Source organism: Oerskovia sp. NPDC060338 (assembly GCF_042726295.1).
Classification (GTDB): Bacteria; Actinomycetota; Actinomycetes; order Actinomycetales; family Cellulomonadaceae; genus Oerskovia; species Oerskovia merdavium.
In genome coordinates, this window is record NZ_JBHXCQ010000003.1 from 265,511 (window position 1) to 288,522 (window position 23,012).

The following is a 23,012-nucleotide window of genomic DNA, read 5'->3' on the forward strand; positions in this document are numbered from 1 at the left end:
GCGCGGCTCGCTTCGCGGACACACCTGCCACCGGGACGGCCTGCCGCCGCGCACCGACTACCGTGGACGCGTGCCACGCTCACCTCTCACCCTCGCCGCGCTCGCGACCGCAGCCGTCCCCGGCCTCGACGTCCGGTCGGTCCGACCGTCCGAGGCGACAGGGGACGACGACGTCGCGATCGTCACCGACGGCGACGGGCAGGAATGGGTCGTCCGCGCTCCTCGCACGCTCGCGGCCGGTGCCGCCCTCGAGGCCGAGACGGCCCTCCTGGACTCGCTGCGCCACTACGTGACGACGGGCGTCCTGTCCTTCACCGTGCCCGACGTGCTGGGTTACGCCCTCCTGCCCGAGGGCGGGCGCGCCGTGGTGCACCACCGGTACGGCGGCGTCCCGCTCGACCTCGACACCCTGCGCCCCGGCCCGGGGCTCGCCGCGGACCTGGGGCGCGTGCTCGCCGCGGTGCACGAGCTGCCGCAGTCCGTCGTCGAGAACGCGGGCCTGCCCGTCTACACGGCCGCCGAGTACCGCGACCGGCGCCTGGCCGAGGTCGACGAGGCCGCGAAGACCGGCAAGGTGCCCGCCCGGCTCCTGCGCCGCTGGGAGGCCGCGCTCGAGGACGTGTCGCTGTGGAAGTACCAGCCGGTCGTGGTCCACGGGGACCTCGGCGCAGGTCAGGTGCTCGTCGCGCGCGGGCGCGTCGTCGCCGTGACCGACTGGGCCGAGGCACGCGTGGCCGACCCCGCCGACGACCTCGCGTGGCTGCTCGTCGCGGCCCCGCCCGAGGCGATCGACTCGATCATGGAGGCGTACCAGCTGCGCCGCACCGAGCTCACCGACCCGCACCTGACGGACCGGGCCCTGCTCGCGGGCGAGCTGGCCCTGGCCCGCTGGCTGCTGCACGGCGTGCGGCACGGGCTCGACGACGTGGTCGCCGACGCCGTCGACATGCTCCTGGACCTGGACGAGGTGACGAGCGGGGACGACGAGCGGTAGCCGGAGGTCGGAGCGATCACGTGCCGCGCCCCGCCACGAGCGCCTCGAGCTCGGCCGCGTCGAGCAGCCGTTCCGGACGCACCGTCTCGTCCGAGCCCAGGTAGTAGAACGCCGCGTTGACCTTCTCGACCGGCAGCCCGGACCAGCGAGACCACGCGAGCCGGTAGACCGCGAGCTGGACCTCGCGCGTGCGCCGGGCCTCGGCGTCGCGCGGAGCCTTGCCCGTCTTCCAGTCCACGACGACGACGGCGTCCCGCGCACCGCCGGCGTGCTCGGGGCTCTCGGGGAAGACGGCGTCGATGCGCGAGCGGAACATGATGCCGCCAACGGGGGTCTCGACGTCGACCTCCACGGCGATCGGCGTGCGCCCCGCCCACTCCGAGGCGAGGAACGTCTGCTGGAGCGCGTCGAGGTCCAGGTCCGGGGAGATGTCCTCGTCGTCAGCCCCTGGCAGGTCATCGACGTCGAGCAGCGACGACGACGTGAAGTACTGCTCGGCCCACAGGTGGAACTGCGTGCCGCGGCGCGCGTGCACCGTGGGCTGCGCGGGCACCGGACGCCGCAGGTGCAGCGCGTACTCGTCCCGGTCGGCGGCGAGCCGCACGAGCCCCGACGCCGAGATGTGTGCGGGGAACGTGATCTCGCTGCTCCGGGCGTCACGGCGGTCGCGCTCCTCGAGCAGGATGCGCGCGAGCTCGCGCAGGTCCGTGCCCGAGGGGTCGAGCAGCGGCGAACGCCCCTCCTGCACCGCGCTCGGCCCAGCACCTGGCCCCTCGTCCGCCACGATCGACGCCCGGGCGTCGATCCGCTCCCGGACCCTGCTCGCGGCCGCCCGCACGATCGCGCGGGCACGCGGCTCGGTCGACGGAAGGACCACCTCGGTCGAGTCTCCGGCCGCGGCGCCGGCGGCCTCGCTCCCACCGGCGGCCGGCTCCCCGCGCGGCCAGTCGGCCTCGTGGACCAGCTCGTCGCGCGGGTTGGTCTCGTCCTTCGCGGGCATGGTGGCCCAGTCGGCGTCGCTGACGATGCCGGCCTCGGCGAGCTCCACGAGGAACGGCGAGGGTGTGCGCGGCCTGGTCGCGTCACGCCACCACGACCCGGCCAGCAGCAGCTCGGCGCGGGCGCGCGTGAACGCCACGTACGCGAGACGGCGCTCCTCGTCGACCTGGTGCTCGCCGCTCGCCGCGAGGAACTCCTTGCGTCGACCGTCGAGGTCCTTGGCGTCCTCCGCGACCTCGTGGTGGAAGACGGGCAGGTCCTCGGCGTCACCGCGCAGCGGGTACGGCAGGTTGCCCAGCCCCGTGAACCAGCCGCTGTCCGTCGGGCCCTTGTCCCCCACCGCAGTGTTGGGGAAGATCCCGTCGACCATTCCCGGCACCGCGACGACGTCCCACTCCAGGCCCTTCGAGGCGTGCACCGTGATGATCTGCACCGCGTCGGGGTCAGGCTCGCGCACTGGCAGGTCGAGGCCACGTTCCTGCGAGCCTGCCGTGCCGAGCCATGCGAGGAAGGCGCCGAGCGTCGGCAGGTCCGCCGACTGCGAGAACGTCGCGGCGACGTCACGGAACGCGTCGAGGTGCGCTCGCCCTCGGTCACCGACCTCCTCGCCGAACCCTCCCGCCGCGAGCGTGGCGGCGGTGGTGACCTCGATGTCGAGGCCGAGGGCTCGCTCGGCCTGCGTCACGAGCTCCGGCAGGGACAGGTACGTCTGCCCGCGCAGGTCACGCAAGACCTTGGCCAGCGCAGCCAGCCGCGCGTGCCCCTCCTCGGTGAGCTCACGACCGTCACGCGCAGCGCGTCCGGGCGCGGGCAGGTCGTCGAGCGCGTCGACGATCGACCGGTGGTCGACCACGTCGCCCTCGACCACGGTGAGCGTCCCGTCCTCGGCGACGCCGGGCAGCTCGGCCTCGCCCGACGCGCCTGCACCGACCGACGCTCCGCCGTCGGGCAGGGCCCCCGGAGAGGAGTCCACCGACGGGCGGCGCGCCGCGTCCCGGCGTGCCAGGTCTGCCGCCCAGCTGCTCAGCGCGTGCAGGTCCGCTGCACCCAGGTTGAGGCGCGGGCCCGTGAGGATGCGCATGAGCGAGTCGCCGCGCGACGGGTCGTGCGCGACCTCCAGGAGTGCGACCAGGTCCACGACCTCCGGTGTCGAGAGCAGGCCGCCCAGGCCCACGACCTCGACCGGCAGCCCCTTGGCGCGCAGCGCGACCTCCATCGCGAGGAACTGCGAGCGTGCACGGCACAGCACGGCCGCCGTCACCCGTTCCTGACGGCGCGTGCGCGGGCGCCAGCGCTCCGCGACGAAGTCCGCGACCGCCGAGGCCTCCTCCTCGAGCGTCGCCGCGTAGACCCCGGTCACGACGCCGCGTCCGGCCCCGGGACGTTCGTCAAGCTGCGGCACGGGCACGCGCGTGGCGCCCTCGCGCAGCGGCGCGGCCGTGACGTTGGCCGCGGCCAGGACGGCCCGGTCGTTGCGCCACGACGTGCTGAGGTATCGCACGTCCGCGGGTGCCCCCGTGCTGCCGGGCCCCGTCGTGCGGAACCGTTCGGGGAAGCGTGCGAGGCCCGACGCGCTCGCGCCACGCCAGCCGTAGATCGACTGGTTCGGGTCGCCCACGGCCGTGACCGGGTGCCCGCCGAACAACGCGCACAGGAGCTCGACCTGCGCGTACGACGTGTCCTGGTACTCGTCGAGCAGCACGACCCCGTACCGCGCCCGCTCCCCTGCCGCGACGGCAGGGACGTCCCGCGCGAGGCGGGCAGCGATCGCGACCTGGTCCCCGAAGTCGAGCGAGTCCGAGGTCCGCTTGCGCTCCTGGTAGGTCTCGACGACGTCGAGCAGCCGGTGCCGCTCCCCGAGCGAGCCGAGGAGCCTCTTGACCTCGGCGTAGTGCTCGGTGCGCTTGCCGCCGAGCGGCGTCGCGAGGATCGAGTCGACGATGCCCGCGATGCCCGCGCGGGCCTCGTCGGGGCTCAGCAGGTGCTCGCTGAGCGCCCCGGACAGCGACAGCACCGCGCCGACGACCGTGGAGAACGCGGCGTCGGTCTGGAGGTCACCCGCCCAGCTCTCGACGACCTCTGCCGCGAGCTGCCACTGGCTGGCCTCCGAGAGCAGCCGCGCGCCGGGCTCGATCCCGATGCGCAGCGCGTGGTCCCCCACGAGCGAGGCGGCGTACGAGTTGTAGGTCGAGATCGCGGGCCGGTCCAGCATCGACAGCGCCGCGCCGTCGTTGCCCAGCGCGCGGTCGAGCTGCAGGAGACGCGACTGGACCCGCTCGGCGAGCTCGCCCGCAGCCTTGCGGGTGAACGTCAGCCCGAGCACGGCCTCCTTGGCGACCCACTCGTTCGCGATGAGCCACACGACACGCGCGGCCATGGTCTCGGTCTTGCCCGACCCTGCCCCGGCCACGACCAGCAGCGGCGCGAGCGGCGCCTCGATCACGGCGACCTGTTCGTCGGTGGGCCGGGGACGACCCAGCATCTCCGCGATCCGCACGGCCGAGAAACGGGGCTCGGGCAGCTCGCGCGTGCCCTCCCCGACGGCCCCGGCCGGTTGTCCGACGGGCCCGAGGTCCAGCTCCTCGAACAGCGACTCGGCGCTCATGCGATCACCTGGCGGCCTTCCGTCATCAGGGGGCAGGACCGGCGCACGGGGCACACCGAGCACAGCTTGTTCTCGCGGGCCGTGAACACCGAGTCGGCCATGGTGTCCGCGACGTCCTCGACGAGCTCGCGTGCCCAGCTCGACCCGTCGGGCTCGGGCTCCAGCGCGGGCTGTGTCCGCAGCCCGGCGTCCTTGCCGTCTCCCACGAACACGAGCTGCGCGCCGGCGCTCCGCGTGCCCTCGGGCAGGTCGAGCGCGCCGCCCTCGACCGCGAGCTGGTACGTACCGAGCTGGGGGTTGGTCACGGCTTCCGCGACGGACGGCTTGGTCTTGCCCGTCTTGAGGTCCGCGACGCGCACCGCGCCGTCCCCGGCGTCCTCGACCCGGTCGATGACCCCGCGCAGCACGGCGCGGCCGATCTCCAGCTCGAACGGCGCCTCGACCAGGAGCGGCTCGCCCGAGGCCTGGAGGTATCCCGCGAGGCGGCCGACCATGTCCTCGGCCTTGTGGCGTGTCTGGGTCGTGGGCCAGCCCGGCGTGAGCGCGAGCTCGGGCCAGCGACGGTCCAGCTCGGCGGCGAGCTCGGAGTGCATGCCGCGCGGGGCCTCCTGCGCGATCGAGTGGACCAGGTTGCCGAGCGACTGGGCCGTCGCGTCGGGGGCCGTGCCGCCCGCGCTCTCCACGGCCCAGCGCAGCGCGCACCTGCTCACCGACTCGACCTTGGACGGCGAGATCATGACGGTGTCCTCCGGCCCCCACAGGGGCTCGGTGCTCGAGACGGGGTTGACGCCGTACCAGGACTCGGGGCGGGCCTCGCCCACCCCTGCGAGCGCCAGGTCGGCGAGCAGCTCCGCGAGCGCCTCGGGACGCTCGGGGTCGGCAGGGCCCCGCTCGTCTCGCGTGGCACCGTCCCCGCGCACGACCTCTTCCACGAGCAGGCTGCGCGCCGCGGCCACGAGACCGCGCAGGTCGAGGGGTGGCCCGACCTGGACACGGCGAGGGTCGCGCTCCTCGTCGGATCCCACCGGGTCGTCCCCGTCGCCACCGTCCTGGGGCCCGCCGTCCGCACCCTCGGGGTCGCCCGGTGCTGCCGGTGGGCACACGAGGTCGACGAAGGGCGAGGGCACCTCGTCGACGTCGCTCACGGCGGTGACGAGCAGGCGGCGCGACGCGCGGGACGTCGCGACCGCGAACGAGCGCAGCTCGTCGGTCAGGACGGCGCGCCGTGCGTCCGGGCCCAGGCCGTGCGCGTCCTGCGAGCGCCCCGCGAGGAGCTCGGCGAGCGCCTCCGAGCCGAGCAGGGAGTCGCGCAGGCGCAGGTCCGGCCACACGCCGTCCTGGACCCCGGCCACGACCACCACGTCCCACTCGCGCCCCGCGGCGCCCGCGGGCGTGAGCGCCGCGACCGAGTCCGTCCCGGCAGCCCTGGCCGCGAGCGAGTCCGCGGGGAGGTCCTGGGACTCGAGGTACTCCACGAACGCCGACGGCGGGGCTCCCGGCATGCGGTCGACGAACGTCTCGGCGGCTCGGAAGAGGGCGAGGACCGCGTCGAGGTCGCGGTCGGCGCGCGCACCGACCGCTCCCCCGCCCAGCGCGGCGTCGCGCCAGCGGTCCGAGAGCCCGGTCGCGCTCCAGATCGCCCAGAGGACGGTCTGCGCGGTCGCGTCGGGGGCCAGCGTGGACTCGCGTCCGGCCGCGATCACCCGGGCCACGGCCAAGGCTCCACGGCGCACGCTCGCGGGCAGCGTCGCGGCGCGCGACGGGTCGAGCAGGACCTCGACCAGGAGGGCGTCCGACGTGCGCCCGCCGCCCGACCCGAGCTCCTCGGCGCGCAGCGCCCGGCGCAGGCGTCGCAGCGCGACCACGTCCAGCCCGCCCACGGGAGAGGTCACGAGCGCAGCAGCCGTCACGGGGTCCAGCTCGTCGAAGGCCGCGCCGGAAACCTGCGGCTCCCGCTCGATCAGGGTCTCGGCGGGGTCTCCCACGTCACGGGTCACGGCGTCGTCGATCCCTGCTGTACCGCGCACGCCGTCCAGGCCCCGGGAGTACCCGGCCGGGGGCAGGCCCACCGCGACCCGCATGATCGCGAGCAGCGGCGTGACCGCGGGCTCCTCGCGCAGCGGGACGTCCGAGCCGAGGATCCCGACGGGCACCGAGGCCGCGATGAGGGCGCGCCGGAGCGTCGCGAGCTGGGCCCCTGCGCGGCAGACCACGGCCATGCGTCCCCACGGCGTGCCGTGCAGCAGGTGCTCGGCGCGCAGCTCACGGGCGACGTACGCGGCCTCCTCGGCGCCGCTGCCGAGCAGCGCGACCGACGCCCCGCGAGGAGCCCCGGCCTCGGGGACGGGAACGGGTGAGGCCGCAGCACCACGGTGGACCGCCCCCGCGACCGTACCGATCTGGGTCGTCACGGTCCGGGTGACGTCGCGCAACGCGTCCTCCTGCCGCCAGGCCGTCCCGAGGACCTCGACGCGCGCGTCGAACTCGCCCGTCGCGGCACGACGGCGCACGGGTGCCGCAGCCCGACCGACCAGTCCCGGGCTCGCGCCACGGAAGGTCTGGACCGCGGTGTCCGGGTCCGCCAGGAGCACGAGGCGTGCGCCCGCGTCGTGCACGACGCGCAAGAAGCGCGCGGTGGCGATCGTCGCCTCCTGGTAGTCGTCCACGACGACCAGGTCCCACGTGGGCTTCACCGCACCCGTGACCTCGTCCTCCCAGGCGAGCAGCGCCTCGGCGGCCTCGTCCACCACGACGGCTGGGTCGTAGCGCGCGCCCAGGTCCGGGGTGCCGACGCGCAGCGCGGTCACGTCGAGGTACTCCTGGTAGACCTGCGCGGCGGTCCGCCACTCGGGCCGCTCGTGCGCCGCGCCCAGGTCGTCGAGGTCCGCGGGCGTCAGGCCGCGCTCGGCCGCGCGCATCAGCAGGTCGCGCAGCTCCTGCCGCAGGCCGCGCAGGGCCAGCACCTCCTCCGGCAGCCCGTCGGGCAGGCGCAGCGGCACGCCGTCCCCGTCGAGGTGCCCTGCGAGGAGCTCGGCCAGGAGGAGGTCCTGCTCGGGACCGGAGATGAGCGTGGGCGGCGGCTCGCCGATCGCGGCCGCGCGAGCACGCAGCACCGCGAACGCCGCCGCGGCGGCCGTGCGCACCATGGGCGCGCTGACCGTCCGGTCCGCGCGGGCCGACAACCGGTCCCGGACCTCTGCCGCCGAGCGCCGCGAGGCCGCGATCACCAGGACGCGCGCCGGGTCGACCCCCTCGCTCAGCGCCTGTGCGGCGACCTCGATGGCCACGGTCGTCTTGCCCGTCCCGGGCGCCCCGACCACCAGGGTCGCCGGTTCCGAGCGCGCCGCGTCGAGCGCGGCCCGCTGGGTCGCGTCGAGCCGGACCGGCGCCGCGGAGGCGGCGTCCGGCAGGACGAGGCGGAGGTCCGGGAGGTGCAGCACGGGAAGATCTCATCACGAGCCACCCACAGCCCGGCGCACCCGGGCGACGGGCACGCCCGGGTCTCGTCCAGTCCCGGGCGGCACACCCTGCCGGGTTCGCGGACGACGCCCGGAGGCCCTAGCCGAGCGTCGGCCACCCGTTGGGCAGGCAGCCCTCGGTCGACATGGACTGCTGCACCATCACAGGGGCGAGCGTCCCGGGTGCCGGGCAGCTCACGTGCCGGTGGCCCAGCACGTGCCCCACCTCGTGGTTCACCAGGTAGTGCCGGTACAGCTCCATGTCGCCGTCGAAGTCCGAGGCCCCCTCGACCCAGCGCGAGAAGTTGAGGATCGCCGCGCCCGTGACGCCGCACGAGTACGTCCCCCCGGTCCTGAGCGGTGCGCACATCCTGTCGGTCGTCGCCGGGCTCGCCAGGATCACGCGGATGCTCGCGTCGCCCCCCGTCCGGGCGAACGTCACACCGTCGACCGGTCCCCAGCCCCGGGGGTCGTTGAGGGTCGCCATGACGGCCGCGGCGAACGTCTCACCGTCCACGGGCAGCCCTTCCTCGACCTCGACGCGCACGGTCTTGACCGTCCCGGCACCTGGCGCCGCGACCTCCGCGGGCACGACCACGAGCGCACCCCCGAGGTCCGGCACCACCTCGGTCCCGACCAGGCCCGACCCCACCTCGACCTCACGTTCGAGCACGAGCGGGAGCGACCCGGGTCCGTCGAGCCCCAGCTGGGGGTCCCGGACGGACCGGCTCGCGGCGTCCTCGCTCCGGGTCTCGGACGCCCCGGCGGTCGGGTCGACCTCCGGGGTGGTCGCGTCGACCGCCGCAGGCGTCTCGTCGACAGCCTGCCCGACGGCGCCGCTCACCGAGCCGTCCGGCGCACCGCCCGCCACCGCGGCGTCGGCCGCCCCAGGAGCTCCCGGCACGAGCGACCCCGCACCGAGCCCACCGGCCCCGAGCCCGGCCAGGAGACCGACCGACGCGAGGACGAGCGCAGGACCGCGACGCATCCCGCGCCGGCGGACCCGTCCCAGACCGGCCCTGGCGCGCGACCTGCGCGAGGTGCGCGGCGCCGTCGGGCGGGCGGACGACGCCTGACCTGCGCGTTCGTGCCACTGCGGGGCGCCCTCCGGACGTCCCCTCGATCCGTCGTGGGGGGCTTCCGGGGGCATCACGTGTCCATGATCGCACCGCCCGTCACGGCCCGTCGCCGCGGCCCGTACTATCGCCGCATGTCGGGGGTCGCAGAGAAGCCGAGAACCACCAGGTCCATACCCGTGCGCATGCCACGGGACGAGCGGCGCGCCCAGCTGCTCGCGGTTGCCGAGCGCCTGTTCTCCGACCACGGCTACCACCACATCACCATGGACGACATCGCGGACGGCGCCGGGGTCAGCAAGCCCGTGCTGTACCGGCACTTCCCGTCGAAGCTCGACCTCTACATGGCCCTGGTCGACGAGCAGGGTGCAGCCCTGGTCCGTTCGGTGCGCGCTGTCCTCGCGCCCTTCCGCTCGGCGGCCCCCGGCACGTCGTCCGAGGACCTCGACGCCCTCGCGGTCGACGGGCTCGCCGTGATCGAGGGGATCGTCCGGGCCTACGTCGACTACGCCCGGTCGGCCGGCCCGTCGGCCGGGCTCCTGTTCGAGTCCGACGTCATGCGCGACCCCGGCGTCCGGGCTCGCGTGCTCGAGCCCGACGAGATCAACTCGCGCGAGTTCGCCGAGGTGCTCGGACGGCTCACGTCGCTCACCGAGCAGGAGGCGCTCGTGGTCGCCCGGACCTGCACCGCGATCGCCCGGACGGCGGCGACCGAGGCCGTGCGCGCCGGGAGCGACGTGACGACCGCCGAGCTGACCCGCCTGCTGCCCGCGCTCGCCTGGCGCGGCGTCCACGGGATGCTCCGCCGCGACGCCTGACGGTTCGGAGCCCCTCGGTACCCCCACCAGCGCGGGAGCACCGGAGGTCACCGGGAATCTCGTTAGTATCGGAGGAGTTGTCGACCAGTGGCCGGCGGGATCACCCGCGGGCGACGCTCGCGAAGGAGAATCACGTGGAAGTCACCATCGGTGTGCAGAACTTGGCCCGCGAGCTCGTGATCGAGACGGAGGAGACCACGGAGGCCGTCGCCGCCGCCGTCTCGGCCGCCCTGGCGGGCGGACCGGCACTCGAGCTGCTCGACTCACGCGGTCGCCGCGTCATCGTCCCGACGTCGTCGATCGGCTACGTCGAGATCGGCACCGAGGAGCAGCGTCGGGTGGGCTTCGGCTCCCTCTAGGGCTCACGAAGAACGAGGGCGGCGCCCCGGCTCGACGGCCGGGGCGCCGCCCTCGTCGTGCGTCACGACGACCTGAGGCGCTCAGCCCGCGAGCCTCTTACCGGACCGCTCAGGCCGCGAGGCCGTCCCCGACCGCTCAGGCCGCGAGGCCCAACCGCCCCATCCTGCGCGTGTGCTCCGCCGTGAGCTGCGAGAACACCCACGCCTGACGGTCCGCAGCCGTCCCCGTCGCGTCCGCCGCCCCGGGGGTCCCTGCCTCGGTGCGGTGCCCCGCACCGTCCGCGAGGAGCCGGCTCAGTCCTTCGCGCTCGGCGAGCAGCGTCTGCACCAGCCCGAGCGCCTCGCCCACGAGCCGCCGCCCCCACAGCGCGAGGCGCGACGCGAGCACGGGGTCCGCCGCCGCGGCGTCCGCGATGACGGTCGCCGAACGCTCGGAGTCGACGCCGTCCGAGAGGATCTCGAGGACCAGGTCGCGCGACTCGTCGTCGAGACCGTCCGCGGCGAGGCGGCAGAAGTCGTCGGCGACGCCGTGGCCGACGTACCCCTTGAGCACGCCCTCCCACCAGGTGCTCGACGGCGTCCGCGCCTCGAAGTCGTCGAAGATGCCGTCGAACGCGCCCATCTCGGCCTCGGGGTCGCCGCCCAGGTCGGCGATGCGCTCGAGGACGCGCTCGTGGCGCGCGAGCATCTTGCCCGCGTGGCGCGAGAGCTGGTGGCGCTGCGTGAGGGTCGGGGCGTGGGCCGCGTCGGCCGCGAGGCGGCCGAAGGTCGCGAGCTCGGTGTACGCGATGAGGCCCAGCAGACCGATCGCGTCACGGTCCGTGGCGAGCTTCTCGGTACCGACGGACGGGTCGTGGTGCTGCGGCTCGCTCATCGGGTCAGGATAGTCGAGTACCGCTGCCCGTCCCCTGTCGGGGGACGCGACATGACGGACCTTGACCGGCTTGACGGGTGCCGTCCGATAGTATGGGGGGGTACATCGGTTGCCCGGTCGTCCGAATCCCCGGTTCCCGGTGGGTGCTCGTGAGCCCCACCCCGTGCCGAAAGACTTGCGAACGACACTGCACGACGCCGACCTCGGTCGGTGCGCGCGGGCGGAACCGGGGTTCGCGCCTCACGGCCGACGACCCCCGACGACGTCCTCGCGGCGAATACCCACGATCGGCTGCCGGCCACTAGGCGCGAGAGACCGTACCTGCCTGGGATCTTCCCGGAGCATCGTGGACCCGCCAACCGTCGGGTCGATCACGCACGTGCGGGGCCTCGCGCCAGACATCAGAACCACGAGGCACCAGTGACCACCACCGAAACACCTGTCGAGCCCACCGAGCTCGACCTCACCCCTGCCGAGTCCCCTGTCGACGACGCACAGGGCACGCTCTCGTCGAGCGTCCAGGCCAAGGACGTCTCCTTCGCGGACTTCGGTGTCCGCCCGGAGATCGTCGAGGCGCTGGCCGACGCCGGCATCACCCACCCGTTCCCCATCCAGGCCATGACCCTGCCCGTCGCGATGTCGGGGCACGACATCATCGGCCAGGCCAAGACCGGTACCGGCAAGACGCTCGGCTTCGGCGTGCCGCTGCTGCACCGCGTCATCGCCCCGGGCGAGGAGGGCTTCGACCAGCTCCCCGCGCCGGGCAAGCCGCAGGCTCTCGTCATCGTCCCGACCCGTGAGCTCGCCGTCCAGGTCGCCGGCGACCTCGAGGCCGCCTCGGCCAAGCGCAGCGTCCGCATCATCCAGCTCTACGGCGGTCGTGCGTACGAGCCGCAGATCGCGACGCTCAACGCGGGCGTCGAGGTCGTCGTGGGCACCCCGGGTCGCATGATCGACCTCATGAACCAGGGGTACCTCAACCTCACGCGCGCTCGCTGCGTCGTGCTCGACGAGGCCGACGAGATGCTCGACCTGGGCTTCCTGCCCGACGTCGAGAAGCTCCTCTCGCGCACGCCCGCGGCCCGCCACACCATGCTGTTCTCGGCGACCATGCCGGGCGCGGTCGTCTCGATGGCCCGCCGCTACATGACGCAGCCGACGCACATCCGGGCCAACGACCCGGACGACGGCGGCCAGACCGTCAAGAACATCAAGCAGGTCGTCTACCGCGCGCACGCGCTCGACAAGGTCGAGGTCCTCGCGCGCATCCTCCAGTCCGAGGGCCGCGGCCTGACGATCGTGTTCGCGCGCACCAAGCGCACGGCCGCCAAGGTCGCCGACGAGCTCGCCGACCGCGGCTTCGCCTCGGGTGCGATCCACGGCGACCTGGGCCAGGGCGCCCGCGAGCAGGCGCTGCGCGCCTTCCGCTCGGGCAAGATCGACGTGCTCGTCGCGACCGACGTCGCGGCTCGTGGCATCGACGTCGACGACGTCACGCACGTCGTGAACTACCAGTGCCCCGAGGACGAGAAGACCTACCTGCACCGCACGGGCCGTACCGGTCGCGCGGGCAACAAGGGCACGGCAGTCACGTTCGTCGACTGGGACGACGTGCCCCGCTGGTCGCTCATCAACAAGGCCCTGGACCTGAACATCCCGGAGCCCGTCGAGACGTACTCGACGTCCCCGCACCTGTACTCGGACCTCAACATCCCCGAGGGCACCAAGGGCCGCCTGCCCAAGTCCGCGCAGACCCGCGCGGGCCTGGACGCCGAGAAGCTCGAGGACCTGGGCGAGACCGGCAAGCGCGGCGGCTCGCCGTCGTCCGCGCGCGGTGGTCGGGACGCGGGCCGCGACGCGGGCCGATCGGGCTCGCGCGACGCCGGACGTTCGGGTGGCCGTGACGGCGGGCGCAGCGGCTCGCGCGACGCCGGCCGGTCCGGTGGACGCGAGGGTGGCCGCAGCACCGAGGGCGCTCAGCGTTCCTCGGGTGCGACGGCCTCCGCAGGTTCGGAGCAGGCTCCGCGCGCCGAGGCTCCGGCCGCCGGGGCGTCCGCGGACGGCGCTCCGTCGCGTCCGCGCCGCCAGCGCAACCGTCGCCGCACGCACGGCGGCGGCTCGGGCGCTGGGACCGCAGGGGCCTCTGCTCCGGCCGAGTGATCCTCGACGCACGACCCTGACGGCGGGCCGTCGCTCCTCGGAGCGGGGGCCCGCCGTCGTCGTCCCGGGACCTTTCCCGAGCGGGGCGCAGCGGCGGCGTGCCCGACGCGCCGGGGCTAGCGTGGATCCATGGAACCTCGCGTCAGCCTGATCACCCTGGGGGTGCGCGACGTCGCCCGGGCACGCGCCTTCTACGTCGACGGGCTGGGATGGGAGCCTGTCGACGAGGTCGCGGGCGAGGTCGTCTTCCTCCAGGTCGGTCACGGCCTGCTGCTCTCGTTGTGGCGCCGGGCCGACCTCCTCGAAGAGGCCGGTCCCGGCATCCACGAGGCGCACCACGGCCCGGTGCCGGTGGTGCCCGTCGCGCTCGCGCACAACGTCGGCTCGCCCGCCGAGGTGGACGACGTCCTGGCGAGCGCGCTCGCCGCAGGAGGCTCCGTCGTCGTGCCTGCTCAGGTGCGCGCCTGGGGCGGCTACTCGGGGTACTTCGCGGACCCGGACGGGTTCCGGTGGGAGGTCGCGCACAACCCGGGCCTCGTGGTGTCCGACGACGGCCGGGTCACCTTCGTCGCGGCCGAGCCCGACCCCGGGGCCTGGTAGGTCCCGGCGGGACGACGTCAGCCGAGGCGGGTGCGGTGCCTCACGCCGTCACGGGACCCAGTCGACGTCGGCCACCTGGTTCCACCCGATGCCCGCCGCGGTCCAGCGCGGGGACACCTGGACGAGCCGGTCACGGAAGTCCGCGTAGCTGCGGTCGGCCTGCTCCGACCACGCGACCTCGGCCGTCGCCGGCAGTCGCGGGAAGAGCATGAAGTCGGCGTACGTGTCGACGGGCACGAACACGTCGGTGCTCGTCGGCAGGCCCGCGAGGCTGTCGGGGTAGGAGCGGTCGGACCACAGCAGCACCTCGACGCCCGCCATGTCGGACTCGTCCGCCAGGGTGCTCTTTCCGTCGGGCGAGGTGAGCTCGGTCGCGGGGTCCCAGTCGTACGCCTCCTCGAGCGTGATGCGCGAGGCCCACTCGAGGCCGTACGGGGTGTCCTCGTCGTACTTCATGTCGAGGTACGTGCGGTCGGCGGGCGACATGATGAGCCGGGCGCCCTTGTCGAGCGCGGCCTGGACGTCGACCAGGTCCGCGTTCTTCGCCTCCCCGCCGATGACCCCGCGCAGCCGCTCCCCCACACCCCAGTACTGGATCAGCGCGCCGGGAGGCAGGTCCTCGGACGCTCCCCACTGGTGCCAGCCGATCACGGTCTTGCCGTGGCCTGTCGCGATCTCGTTCGCGGCCTCGGCGTAGCTCTGGTACCACCCCGGAGGGCTGGGGGCCTCGTCGCCGCCCAGGTGCAGGTACGGGCCGGGGTTCTGCCCCGCGACCGAGGCGAGGACCGTCTGGAGGTAGGCCCGGACGTCACCCATGTTCTCGTCGCTCGCGCAGACGATCGGGTTGTTGACCTCGGGTCCCCAGTAGAGAGGGGTCGCGACGCCGTCGCAGGTGAGCGAGCCGAGCGACGCCTGGGCCGCGAGCGTGTGCCCCGGCCCGTCGATCTCCGGGACGACCGTCATGTACTTGTCGCGCGCGTACGCGACGATCTCCGCGTACTCGTCCGCGGTGTAGTACCAGCGCTCGCCGTCCCCCGTCCCGGGCTCCCACCCCTCCTGCGTCGTGGAGCCGACCTCGGTGAGCCCGGGCAGGGCGTCGACCGCGATGCGCCATCCCTGGTCGTCGGTCAGGTGGAGGTGGAGCGCGTTGAGCTTGTACGTCGACGCGTGGTCGATGAACCGCTTGACCGACTCGACCGGGTAGAAGCGGCGCGCGACGTCGAGCATCGCGCCGCGGTAGGCGAACCGGGGCTCGTCGGAGATGGTGACCGCCGGGGCGGTCCAGCCACCTGCGGGCTCCTCCTGGACCGTGGTCGCCTCGATCTCCGGCGGGAAGAGCTGACGCAGCGTCTGCACCCCACGGAACAGACCAGGGGGCGTCGCGGCGGTCAGGACGATCTGCTCGTCGTCGACCGTGAGCTCGTAGGCGTCGACGCCCGTGTCGTCGAGCAGGCCGTCCCGCTCCCAGACGACCTCGCTGTCAGGGACGAGCTCGAGACGGATCTCGCCCGCGGCGCCGTCGACCGCCGGGCCGAGCGGCAGGTCGAGACCCGTCGCGGTCCCGAGGCGCTCGGCGAGCTCCTCACCGACGTGGAAGACGTCCGGGGCCATGACCTCGGGTGTGACCAGCGCGATCGTGGAGTCCGCGTCGAGCACGAACGCCCCTCCCCCGTCGACGCTCACGTCCGTGGGCACCGGGACGAGCCCGAGGCCGGTCGACGGGACCGTGCTCTCCTCGTCCGTGCAGGCCGTGAGCAGCGCGGCGGTGATGACCGCGGCGATGATCCCCGCGGTGAGGGTGACCGGTCGACGGCGACCTGGCGAGTTCATCAGCACTCCTTCGTAACTCATGACGGAAGAAGGCCGGGCCTTCCTCTTGCCGTCCACCCTAGGGGCGCTCAGAGGCCGGGAGGCTCAGAATGGCCGTCTCGATGAGGTAACGAATCCGGTCCGACCGGTCCCATGACGTCCGGGAGGTCGTACCGCTGTCGGAGCACGTCGTAGCAGCGCGCGACCTCTCCTGTGCAGCGGACGGCCGGGGGTCAGTGATCGCCGCCCTGGTCGCCGTCCTCACCGTCACCGGCACCGCCGTCCAACATGCTGCGGTAGCCGATCAGCTCGATCCCCAGCAGTCGTCCGTTCGCGTCGAGGTCCAGCACGACCTCGCCGTGCAGCTGCGCGTCCTCCACGACGATCTGCCGCACCGCTTCGCCGTCGCCGATGGGCTGCAGCCTGATGTACGCCGCGTCGACCTCTGGGTCGATCTTCAGCACGTGCTCTCCCTCTTGTCCTGGGCCGCGAGGAGCCCCTCACGACCAGCGCCCCTGGCCAGACCTCCCAGTCCGCCGCGCGCCACCGCGCACGAGGCCCCTCGACCGTGCCACCGACGCCCCTCACCGACGCCTGCGCCCGAACGCCCGCGAGACCAGGAGGTCTCGCGGGCGTCGGGGCGCTACGGTCGGCCGGGCGTCAACTGGCCGCCTGGACGAACGCCGTGACCGCGTCCGCGACGAGCTGCACCGCGATGGCCGCGAGCAGCAGACCCGCGATGCGGGTCACGAGGATCGTGCCCGAGTCGCCCAGGACCCGGTGGATGACGTTCGCGAAGCGCATCGCCAGGAAGAGCGTGATGTGGACCGCGACGACGCCCGCCGCGATCGCGACCCAGTCCGCAGCGGACCCGTCGGCTCGCTGGACGAACACCATGGTCGCGACGATCGCACCGGGGCCCGCGAGGAGCGGCGTGCCGAGCGGGACCAGGGCGACGTTGACGCCCTTGTTGCCCGACGGCGTCGGCTCCTCCATCTTTCCCGTCAGCAGCTCCATCGCGACCAGCAGGAGCAGGAGCCCACCCGACGCCTTGAGCGCCGGGAGCGAGATGCCCATGTAGTTGAGGATCTGCTGCCCGAACACCGCGAACGACACGATCACGCCGAACGCGACGAGGATCGCCGTCCTGGCGGCCTGGTTGCGCTGCTTGGCGCCCATGGCGCTCGTCAGGCCCAGGAAGATCGGTACCGTCCCGGGAGGGTCCATGATCACGAACAGCGTGATGAACACCTCGGTGAAGAGGCGGAGGTCCATGATGTCGTTCACGACATCACCGCCCGCGCCGTCATCGGATCACGTCCAACGTGCCTAGCTCCTCGATCGTCTCCAGCACTCGTGGTGCTGTCGTGTTCTCGCCGAGCCGGTTCGGTTTGCCGGCTCCGTGGTAGTCGCTCGAACCCGTCACGAAGAGGCCCAGGGTGTGGGCGATGTCCTCGAGACGGGCAACTTGCTGTGCGCTGTGGTCGCGGTGGTGCACCTCGAGCCCCAGCAGTCCTGCGTCGGCCATCTGCTCGATGACCGCGTCCGGCACCACGCGCCCTCGCCCGTCGGCGCCCGGGTGGGCGAAGACGGGCACCCCGCCGGCTGCGCGCACCGCGCGCACGGCGTCCAGGACGTCAGGGGCGTAGTGCGGCACGTAGTAGCCCGTGCCGGGGTGCAGGATCGTGGCGAATGCCGCCGAACGGTCGCTGACGTGGCCGGTGGCCACCAGGGCGTCCGCGATGTGCGGGCGCCCGATCGTGGTCCCCTCCTCGGTCTGCGACAGGACATCCTCCCACGTCAGCGGGTAGTCCTCGCCGATCCGCTCGACCATGCGCCGGGCCCGCGAGACGCGGTCGACGCGCGTGCGCTCGGTCTCGGCCAGCAGGTCGGGGTGCGTGGGGTCGTGCAGGTAGCTCAGGAGGTGGACCGAGACGCGCCCCGACCGGGCCGAGATCTCCGCACCGCGCACCAGGGCGATGCCGCTGCGGGTGGCGGCCTCCGCGGCGTCGGCCCAGCCCGCCGTCGTGTCGTGGTCGGTGAGGGCCACGACGTCGAGGCCTGCGGCGGCTGCGTCCTCGACGACCTGCGCCGGGACGTCGGTCCCGTCGGACGCCGTGGAGTGGGTGTGGAGGTCGATGAGCACCCCCTCAGGATAGTGAGCGCGCGCGTCGGGGCCCGTCGGGCGGGGCCCGACGACGGCGCTCACCGAGGTGTGCGGGTCCCGCAGGACGCGACGGGCCGCCGCCTCGGCGCCGGTCAGCCGCCTCGGCGCGGGTCAGCACATCTAGCTGACCCGGACGAGGTCGGGGACCTCCGGACGGCTCTGGAAGCCGGCCGACGAGTACGTGGCGACCGCGCCGACGTTCGAGCTCTCGGCGCACACTGTCGCGCTCGAGGCACCCATCTCCCGGAGCGCCGAGGCCGCAGCCAAGGCGATCGCCGTGCCGTATCCGTGGCCTCGGTGGTCACGGTGCACGCCCAGGGGCTCGAGCACGCCGGGCCGCCCTTCTCCCGCCGACCACACGGTGGCTGTCGCCACAGCGGAGCCCTGAGCGTCGTAGGCGAGCAGACAACGGGCTGCGGCGTACGCCGGGCCGGTCGTCATCGTGTGCCAGCGCTCGTCCGTGAATCGAGACGACTCGAACGAGGCCCGCTGAACCAGGGTCCGCACGTGTGCCACCTCAGGGCCGACCTCCTCGATCCGCACGCCGGGGCGGGGCACCGGTTCCGCGAGATCCCGGATCATCGGTGTCCACAGGTCTCCGGCCTGCCAGCCTGCGCCAGCAACCGTGATCGGAACACGCCCCCGAGACGGGCCTCGACCGCGACGGGACCTCCAGGAAGGACTCCACGCGCCGGGTCGGCGACGTCGTCCGCCATCCGGGAGGCAAGTTCTTGGTCGCTCTCGGCGTCCGGCGCGATCGCCAAGCGCAAGAGCGTGCCACCGTCCAGGTAGCCCACGGCGACGGGCCGGCCGTTCACGGCCCACGTGCGAACCCTCCCGGCCAGTGCTGACGCACCGATCTGCCAGGCCCACCCCAGATCACCCGGGTGCAGCTGGACGGACTGGTCTTCCTGCTGCCAACCGGCGAGCGCCGTGATCATCTCGTCCAGCGCGGGGGTGTTCGGAGTGCTCAGCGTGATGGCCATGCCGACATGACACATCGAGCAGTCGGCGTGCACACGTCGACACGCCGGACAAACGGGACACGAACAGAGGCTCGCCGTCTTCTCGGTCGTCCGGGCGCAGCCCACAGCCCCCACAGGACGTTCACGCGAGGCTCCCGGGGCTTTCGCACTGCTCCCAGGTGACACTGGCAGCATCCGAAGCGATGCGAAACAGCCAGCCCTCCCCCCAGGCCTCCGTCTTCCCGTCCGACCCGTCGATCGATCTCCTCCCGAGCCTCGCGCAGGCGTCCTCGGCGGGGACCCCCGCAGCCGTCGTGTTCGTGCACGGTGTGCGCACCTCGAACGCGATCTGGGGGCGCCAGCTCGCCCACGTGCGCGAGGCGGGCCACCTCGCGGTCGCGGTCGACCTGCCGGGCCACGGCGAGCGCAGCGACGAGCGGTTCACGCTCGCACGGGCCTTCGAGATCCTGGACGACGCCGTCGCGTCCTTCCCCGACGACGTCCCCGTCGTCGTGGTCGGGATGTCGCTCGGCGGGTACACGTCGCTCGCCTACGCGGCGAGCCACCCCGACCGGCTCGCGGGCGTCGTGGCGTGCGCGTGCAGCGCGGACCCGCGCGGCAAGCCCGTCGCGCTCTTCCGCGAGGCCGCCGCGCTCGTGGATGCCGCGGGCGCCGCGACCCGCCGTGCGCTGGGCCGCGTCCAGGACGTGCTGCGCGCCGGCAGGTCGCTGCCCGGCGGCGCGCGCGCCTCGGCCCAGCTCACGGGGGCCGGCACGTTCGCCGACCCGCAGCTCCCCGGCCGGCCCGCGTGGCAGGTCGTGACCGACGTGCTGCACGAGCTCGCGGGCCGCTCCTCGCGCGCCGACCTCCGTGCCGCGAAGGTCCCGGTCTGGCTCATCAACGGCCAGCGCGACCACCTGCGCCTCGACGAGAAGCGCTACCTCGACACCGTTCCCGACACGGCCCTGGTGGTCGTGCCGCGCGCGGGCCACGACGTCAACCTCGACGCCCCCGACGCGTTCAACGACGCGCTCTCGCGCGCGCTGGGCGACCTCACGAGCCGCTGGTCCCCCGCGCGACGCGGTGAGCTGGTGGGCGCCTCGGCGTGACACGACCGTCCTGAGCGTCACGTCCGGCGACCCCGGACCGTGAGGACCCAGGACCGACAAGGCCCCAGGCACCCGAGGCGAGAACCGCCGTCGGGCACCTGGGGCCTTCTTCCTGCCACCTGCTCACCTCCCGCACCGGCACGTGCGGGCCGGCGTCAGCCGCAGGACGTCGCCGGGTAGGCGACCTCCAGCGTCCGCGGCTCGGCCCCCGGGAGCGTCACCGTGACGCTCGCCGTCCCGGCCTCGACCGCGCCCGAGCGTGCGTTGAACGTCTGCGCGGCGCTCTTGCCGGGCTGCAGCCCGTGGAAGGACTTCGTCCCGAACGGCGTCGCCAGGACGACGTCGACCGCGGTGTCGGCCGAGCTCGTGGCCTTGACCGAGACCTGGACGTTCTTGCCCACGCAGCGAGCCGTCGCGGAGACCTCGACGGGCAGCGGCGGCAGCGGCGCCGACAGGCTCGGGATGCGGTCCGCGGGCGCCGTGCCCCACGTGAGGCCCGCGCTCGAGTCGGCCAGGTCGAACTCGAGCGTGCCGCCGTCCTGGATCGCCGAGGCGTCCATCCACACGGCCGTGTGCTCTGCGCCGTCGAGCGTGACGCCCGAGACGTAGCTCGGCAGGTCCTCGTTGGCGCCCTCGGCCGAGATGGCGAACGTCGTGCCCGCGTCGGTCGTGACGGTCGCGGACTGGACCTTGGGCGCATTGAGCGCGAGCATGCCCGAGCCCGGCAGGACGGGCTCGAAGCCGAGCGCGGCCATGACGTACCAGGCGGCCAGGGTGCCCAGGTCGTCGTTGCCGACGCCCCCGCCCGGCGTGTTCGGGAACCGGTTGAGGTTCGCGGCCAGCACGTCGTTGGTCTTCCACGGCTGCCCGACGTACCCGTAGAGCCACGCGTTGGTGATCGTCGGCTCGTTGCCAGGGTTGTAGCGGATGGTCTGGTAGTACGAGCTGCCACCGCGCGCCCACGTCGAGGGCGAGACGCCCGGCTTCGCCGCGAGCGCCGGCATGTCGAAGTAGTAGTCGAGGCGGTCGACGAACGCGTCCTCGCCACCCATGGCCTCGGCCAGACCCGTGACGTCCTGCGGGACCATCCACTGGTACTGCCACGGGACCCCCTCGTGGAAGCCCGTGCGCGTGACGTCGGTCAGCTCGGGGAGCGTGACGAACGTGCCGTTGGGACGCTTGGCGTTGACCATGCCCTGGAAGCCGCCCGAGAGCTGGACGTCCGGGTTCCACAGCGTCTGCCAGTTGCGGCCCTTGGCGAGGAAGGTCTCGGCGTCCTCGGTCTTGCCGAGACGCTCGGCGGCCGCGCCCAGGCCCGCGTCGGACAGCGCGAACTCGAGCGTCGACGAGCCGCCGTGGCGGTACTCCTCGTACTGCCCGCCCAGGCCGCCCTCGTTCTCGGGGTAGAACGGGATGTGGCCGTTCTCGTTGTAGAAGGCCGCGCTCTGGCGACCCACCGACGCGACACCGGCGGGCGGGGCCGTCGTGGCGTTCTCCACCAGGTAGCCCCACAGCTCGTCCGAGATGTCGTCGGGAACGGTGCCCAGGGCGAAGTTCTCCGCGAGCCACGGCGTGACCGGGTCGCCCGCCATGATGTTGGTCTCGAGCGCTCCCAGCGACCAGCGGGGCAGCCAGCCGCCCTCGACGCGGTGCTGGTACATCGAGCGGACGATGTCCTCGGCGCGCTCGGGGAGCAGCAGGGCGTGCAGCGTCGCCTGCGTGCGGTACGTGTCCCAGAGCGAGAAGTTCTGGTAGTAGTCCCACCCGTCGGTCGAGTGCTCCTTCAGGTCCATGCCGCGGTACCGGCCGTCGACGTCGTTGCCGATCGTCGGCGAGAGCAGGGTCTTGTAGAGCTGGGTGTAGAAGATCGCACGCTTCTCGGGCGAGGCCTCGATGTCGACGCGGCCCAGCTCGGTGTTCCAGGCGTCACGCGCCTCCTCGCGGATCTCGTCGAACCCGACCTGGACGCCGTCGCGCACGGCCTCGGCCTCGCGGTTGCCGCGCGCGCCGTCGACGCTCACGAAGGACACGCCCACGCTCACCTCGACGTCGCGGTCCGTGGTCGTGTCGAACACCGCGACGGCGCCGTTGCGGCCCGTGGTGACCTGGCTCGTGGTGGAACCCGCGGTGTAGGCGCCGTTGGTGCCCCAGGTGCCGGACGAGGACACGGGGCGGTCGAACGTCGCGCTGAAGAAGTAGCGCTGCTTGGCGGGCGTGCCGCCGCAGAACCCGCCGTTGTCGACCCAGCCCTCGAGCGTGCGGTCGTCGACCCACGTGACCGAGCTGGCGCCCGCGTCGCGCAGCGTCTGCCCGACGTTGAACGACAGGTGCGACGTGGTCGAGGCCGGGAACGTGTACCGGTGCGCACCCACGCGTGTGGTGGCCGTGAGCTCGGCGTGCACGTCGTTGGCGAGAGTCACCTCGTAGAAGCCGGCGACGGCCTTCTCGGTGCTCGCCTGGTCCTTGATCGCGATGGGCGTCCGGGCCGTCCGCGGGGCCGCGGTGGTGTCCGGGGTCACGAGCAGCTCGCCCGCGGCGGGGCAGCCCGCGCTGTTGACGTGCCGGTGGCTGAAGCCCCAGACCCGCCCGGCGTTCTTGCTGTAGGAGGTCGAGGCGTAGGAGTTGGTGTTGTCCGGGCTGAGCTGGACCATGCCGAACGGGACCGTGGCGCCGGGGTAGGCGTTGCCCTCGCTCTCCGTCCCGACGAAGGGGTTCACCTCGAGGGAGTGGTCCGCAGGCGAGCGCGGGCCGGTCGGGTCCGTGGCGCCGGGGGCGGCGGCGACCGGGGAGGCGATGCCCGCCCCGATCAGCAGCGCGAGCCCCGCGGAGAGCGTGGCGAGTCGTGATCGTCTCATGCGTGTTCGTCCTCTTCGACGTCCGAGCGGGCAGCGATGCCCACGACGCTCAGGCCTCGCCCGGCGCGCACCGGTGCGCTGTCCGGTGCTCGTCCGACGACGACGTGGGGTCGCGAGAGCGGCTGGCACCGGTGCCGGACGACGAGCGTCCGCGGCCCAGCATC

The 23,012-nt window shown here is 73.6% G+C and carries 17 protein-coding genes; 6 read left to right on the plus strand and 11 right to left on the minus strand.

Going from position 1 to position 23,012, the window contains the following annotated elements:
• The first annotated feature begins 70 nt into the window (after nt 1–70).
• Entirely contained in the window at nt 71–994 is a 924-nt protein-coding gene (locus ACFWGN_RS05325; protein WP_191802834.1) for a phosphotransferase, read from the plus strand.
• A 16-nt stretch (nt 995–1,010) separates the two neighbouring features.
• Here ACFWGN_RS05325 and ACFWGN_RS05330 read toward each other — a convergent pair whose 3' ends face one another.
• From ACFWGN_RS05330 to ACFWGN_RS05340, 3 genes are all read right to left on the minus strand, one after another.
• Nucleotides 1,011–4,598 (minus strand): UvrD-helicase domain-containing protein, encoded by a 3,588-nt coding sequence (locus ACFWGN_RS05330; RefSeq protein WP_377616003.1) that lies wholly within the window; start codon nt 4,596–4,598, stop codon nt 1,011–1,013.
• Nucleotides 4,595–8,038, minus strand: coding sequence for an ATP-dependent helicase (locus ACFWGN_RS05335; RefSeq protein WP_377616004.1), 3,444 nt, complete (start codon nt 8,036–8,038; stop codon nt 4,595–4,597). Before ACFWGN_RS05335 ends, ACFWGN_RS05330 begins: the two co-directional genes overlap by 4 nt.
• A gap of 118 nt (nt 8,039–8,156) precedes the next feature.
• A complete protein-coding gene (locus ACFWGN_RS05340) occupies nt 8,157–9,044 on the minus strand; it encodes a DUF3152 domain-containing protein (RefSeq protein ID WP_377616005.1) in 888 nt (295 codons plus the stop codon).
• Between the two features lie 273 nt (nt 9,045–9,317).
• On the opposite strand from ACFWGN_RS05340, the gene ACFWGN_RS05345 reads away from it, so the two are divergent.
• Together ACFWGN_RS05345 and ACFWGN_RS05350 are read left to right on the plus strand one after the other, a co-directional pair.
• Complete coding sequence (locus tag ACFWGN_RS05345; RefSeq protein ID WP_225220193.1) at nt 9,318–9,950, plus strand: TetR/AcrR family transcriptional regulator; 633 nt, start codon at nt 9,318–9,320, stop codon at nt 9,948–9,950.
• 134 nt (nt 9,951–10,084) lie between these two features.
• Entirely contained in the window at nt 10,085–10,309 is a 225-nt protein-coding gene (locus ACFWGN_RS05350; RefSeq protein ID WP_056647744.1) for a DUF3107 domain-containing protein, read from the plus strand.
• 136 nt (nt 10,310–10,445) lie between these two features.
• Here ACFWGN_RS05350 and ACFWGN_RS05355 read toward each other — a convergent pair whose 3' ends face one another.
• Nucleotides 10,446–11,183 carry a ferritin-like fold-containing protein gene (locus tag ACFWGN_RS05355; protein WP_377616006.1) on the minus strand — a complete coding sequence of 246 codons (738 nt, stop codon included), beginning with the start codon at nt 11,181–11,183 and terminating at the stop codon, nt 10,446–10,448.
• Between the two features lie 420 nt (nt 11,184–11,603).
• Here ACFWGN_RS05355 and ACFWGN_RS05360 point away from each other — a divergent pair, with 420 nt between their 5' ends.
• Nucleotides 11,604–13,343 (plus strand): DEAD/DEAH box helicase, encoded by a 1,740-nt coding sequence (locus ACFWGN_RS05360; protein ID WP_377616007.1) that lies wholly within the window; start codon nt 11,604–11,606, stop codon nt 13,341–13,343.
• A 129-nt stretch (nt 13,344–13,472) separates the two neighbouring features.
• The gene (locus tag ACFWGN_RS05365) at nt 13,473–13,943 is read left to right on the plus strand and encodes a VOC family protein (protein WP_191802821.1); all 471 of its coding nucleotides are present in this window, start codon (nt 13,473–13,475) and stop codon (nt 13,941–13,943) included.
• A 48-nt stretch (nt 13,944–13,991) separates the two neighbouring features.
• On the opposite strand, the gene ACFWGN_RS05370 is transcribed toward ACFWGN_RS05365, so the two are convergent.
• From ACFWGN_RS05370 to ACFWGN_RS05395, 6 genes are all read right to left on the minus strand, one after another.
• The gene (locus tag ACFWGN_RS05370; RefSeq protein WP_377616008.1) at nt 13,992–15,773 is read right to left on the minus strand and encodes a beta-N-acetylhexosaminidase; all 1,782 of its coding nucleotides are present in this window, start codon (nt 15,771–15,773) and stop codon (nt 13,992–13,994) included.
• 212 nt (nt 15,774–15,985) lie between these two features.
• Nucleotides 15,986–16,216 (minus strand): DUF2283 domain-containing protein, encoded by a 231-nt coding sequence (locus tag ACFWGN_RS05375; protein ID WP_377616010.1) that lies wholly within the window; start codon nt 16,214–16,216, stop codon nt 15,986–15,988.
• Nucleotides 16,217–16,412: 196 nt separating this feature from the next.
• Entirely contained in the window at nt 16,413–17,039 is a 627-nt protein-coding gene (locus ACFWGN_RS05380; protein WP_056647728.1) for a MarC family protein, read from the minus strand.
• 19 nt (nt 17,040–17,058) lie between these two features.
• Complete coding sequence (locus ACFWGN_RS05385; RefSeq protein WP_377616011.1) at nt 17,059–17,898, minus strand: PHP domain-containing protein; 840 nt, start codon at nt 17,896–17,898, stop codon at nt 17,059–17,061.
• 141 nt (nt 17,899–18,039) lie between these two features.
• Entirely contained in the window at nt 18,040–18,426 is a 387-nt protein-coding gene (locus ACFWGN_RS05390; protein ID WP_377616012.1) for a GNAT family N-acetyltransferase, read from the minus strand.
• Between the two features lie 71 nt (nt 18,427–18,497).
• A complete protein-coding gene (locus tag ACFWGN_RS05395) occupies nt 18,498–18,905 on the minus strand; it encodes a hypothetical protein (RefSeq protein ID WP_377616013.1) in 408 nt (135 codons plus the stop codon).
• A 182-nt stretch (nt 18,906–19,087) separates the two neighbouring features.
• On the opposite strand from ACFWGN_RS05395, the gene ACFWGN_RS05400 reads away from it, so the two are divergent.
• Nucleotides 19,088–19,993, plus strand: a complete 906-nt coding sequence (locus ACFWGN_RS05400) for an alpha/beta fold hydrolase (protein WP_377616014.1) — start codon at nt 19,088–19,090, stop codon at nt 19,991–19,993.
• Nucleotides 19,994–20,148: 155 nt separating this feature from the next.
• Here ACFWGN_RS05400 and ACFWGN_RS05405 read toward each other — a convergent pair whose 3' ends face one another.
• Nucleotides 20,149–22,848, minus strand: a complete 2,700-nt coding sequence (locus ACFWGN_RS05405; protein WP_377616015.1) for a GH92 family glycosyl hydrolase — start codon at nt 22,846–22,848, stop codon at nt 20,149–20,151.
• Nucleotides 22,849–23,012 lie beyond the last annotated feature (164 nt).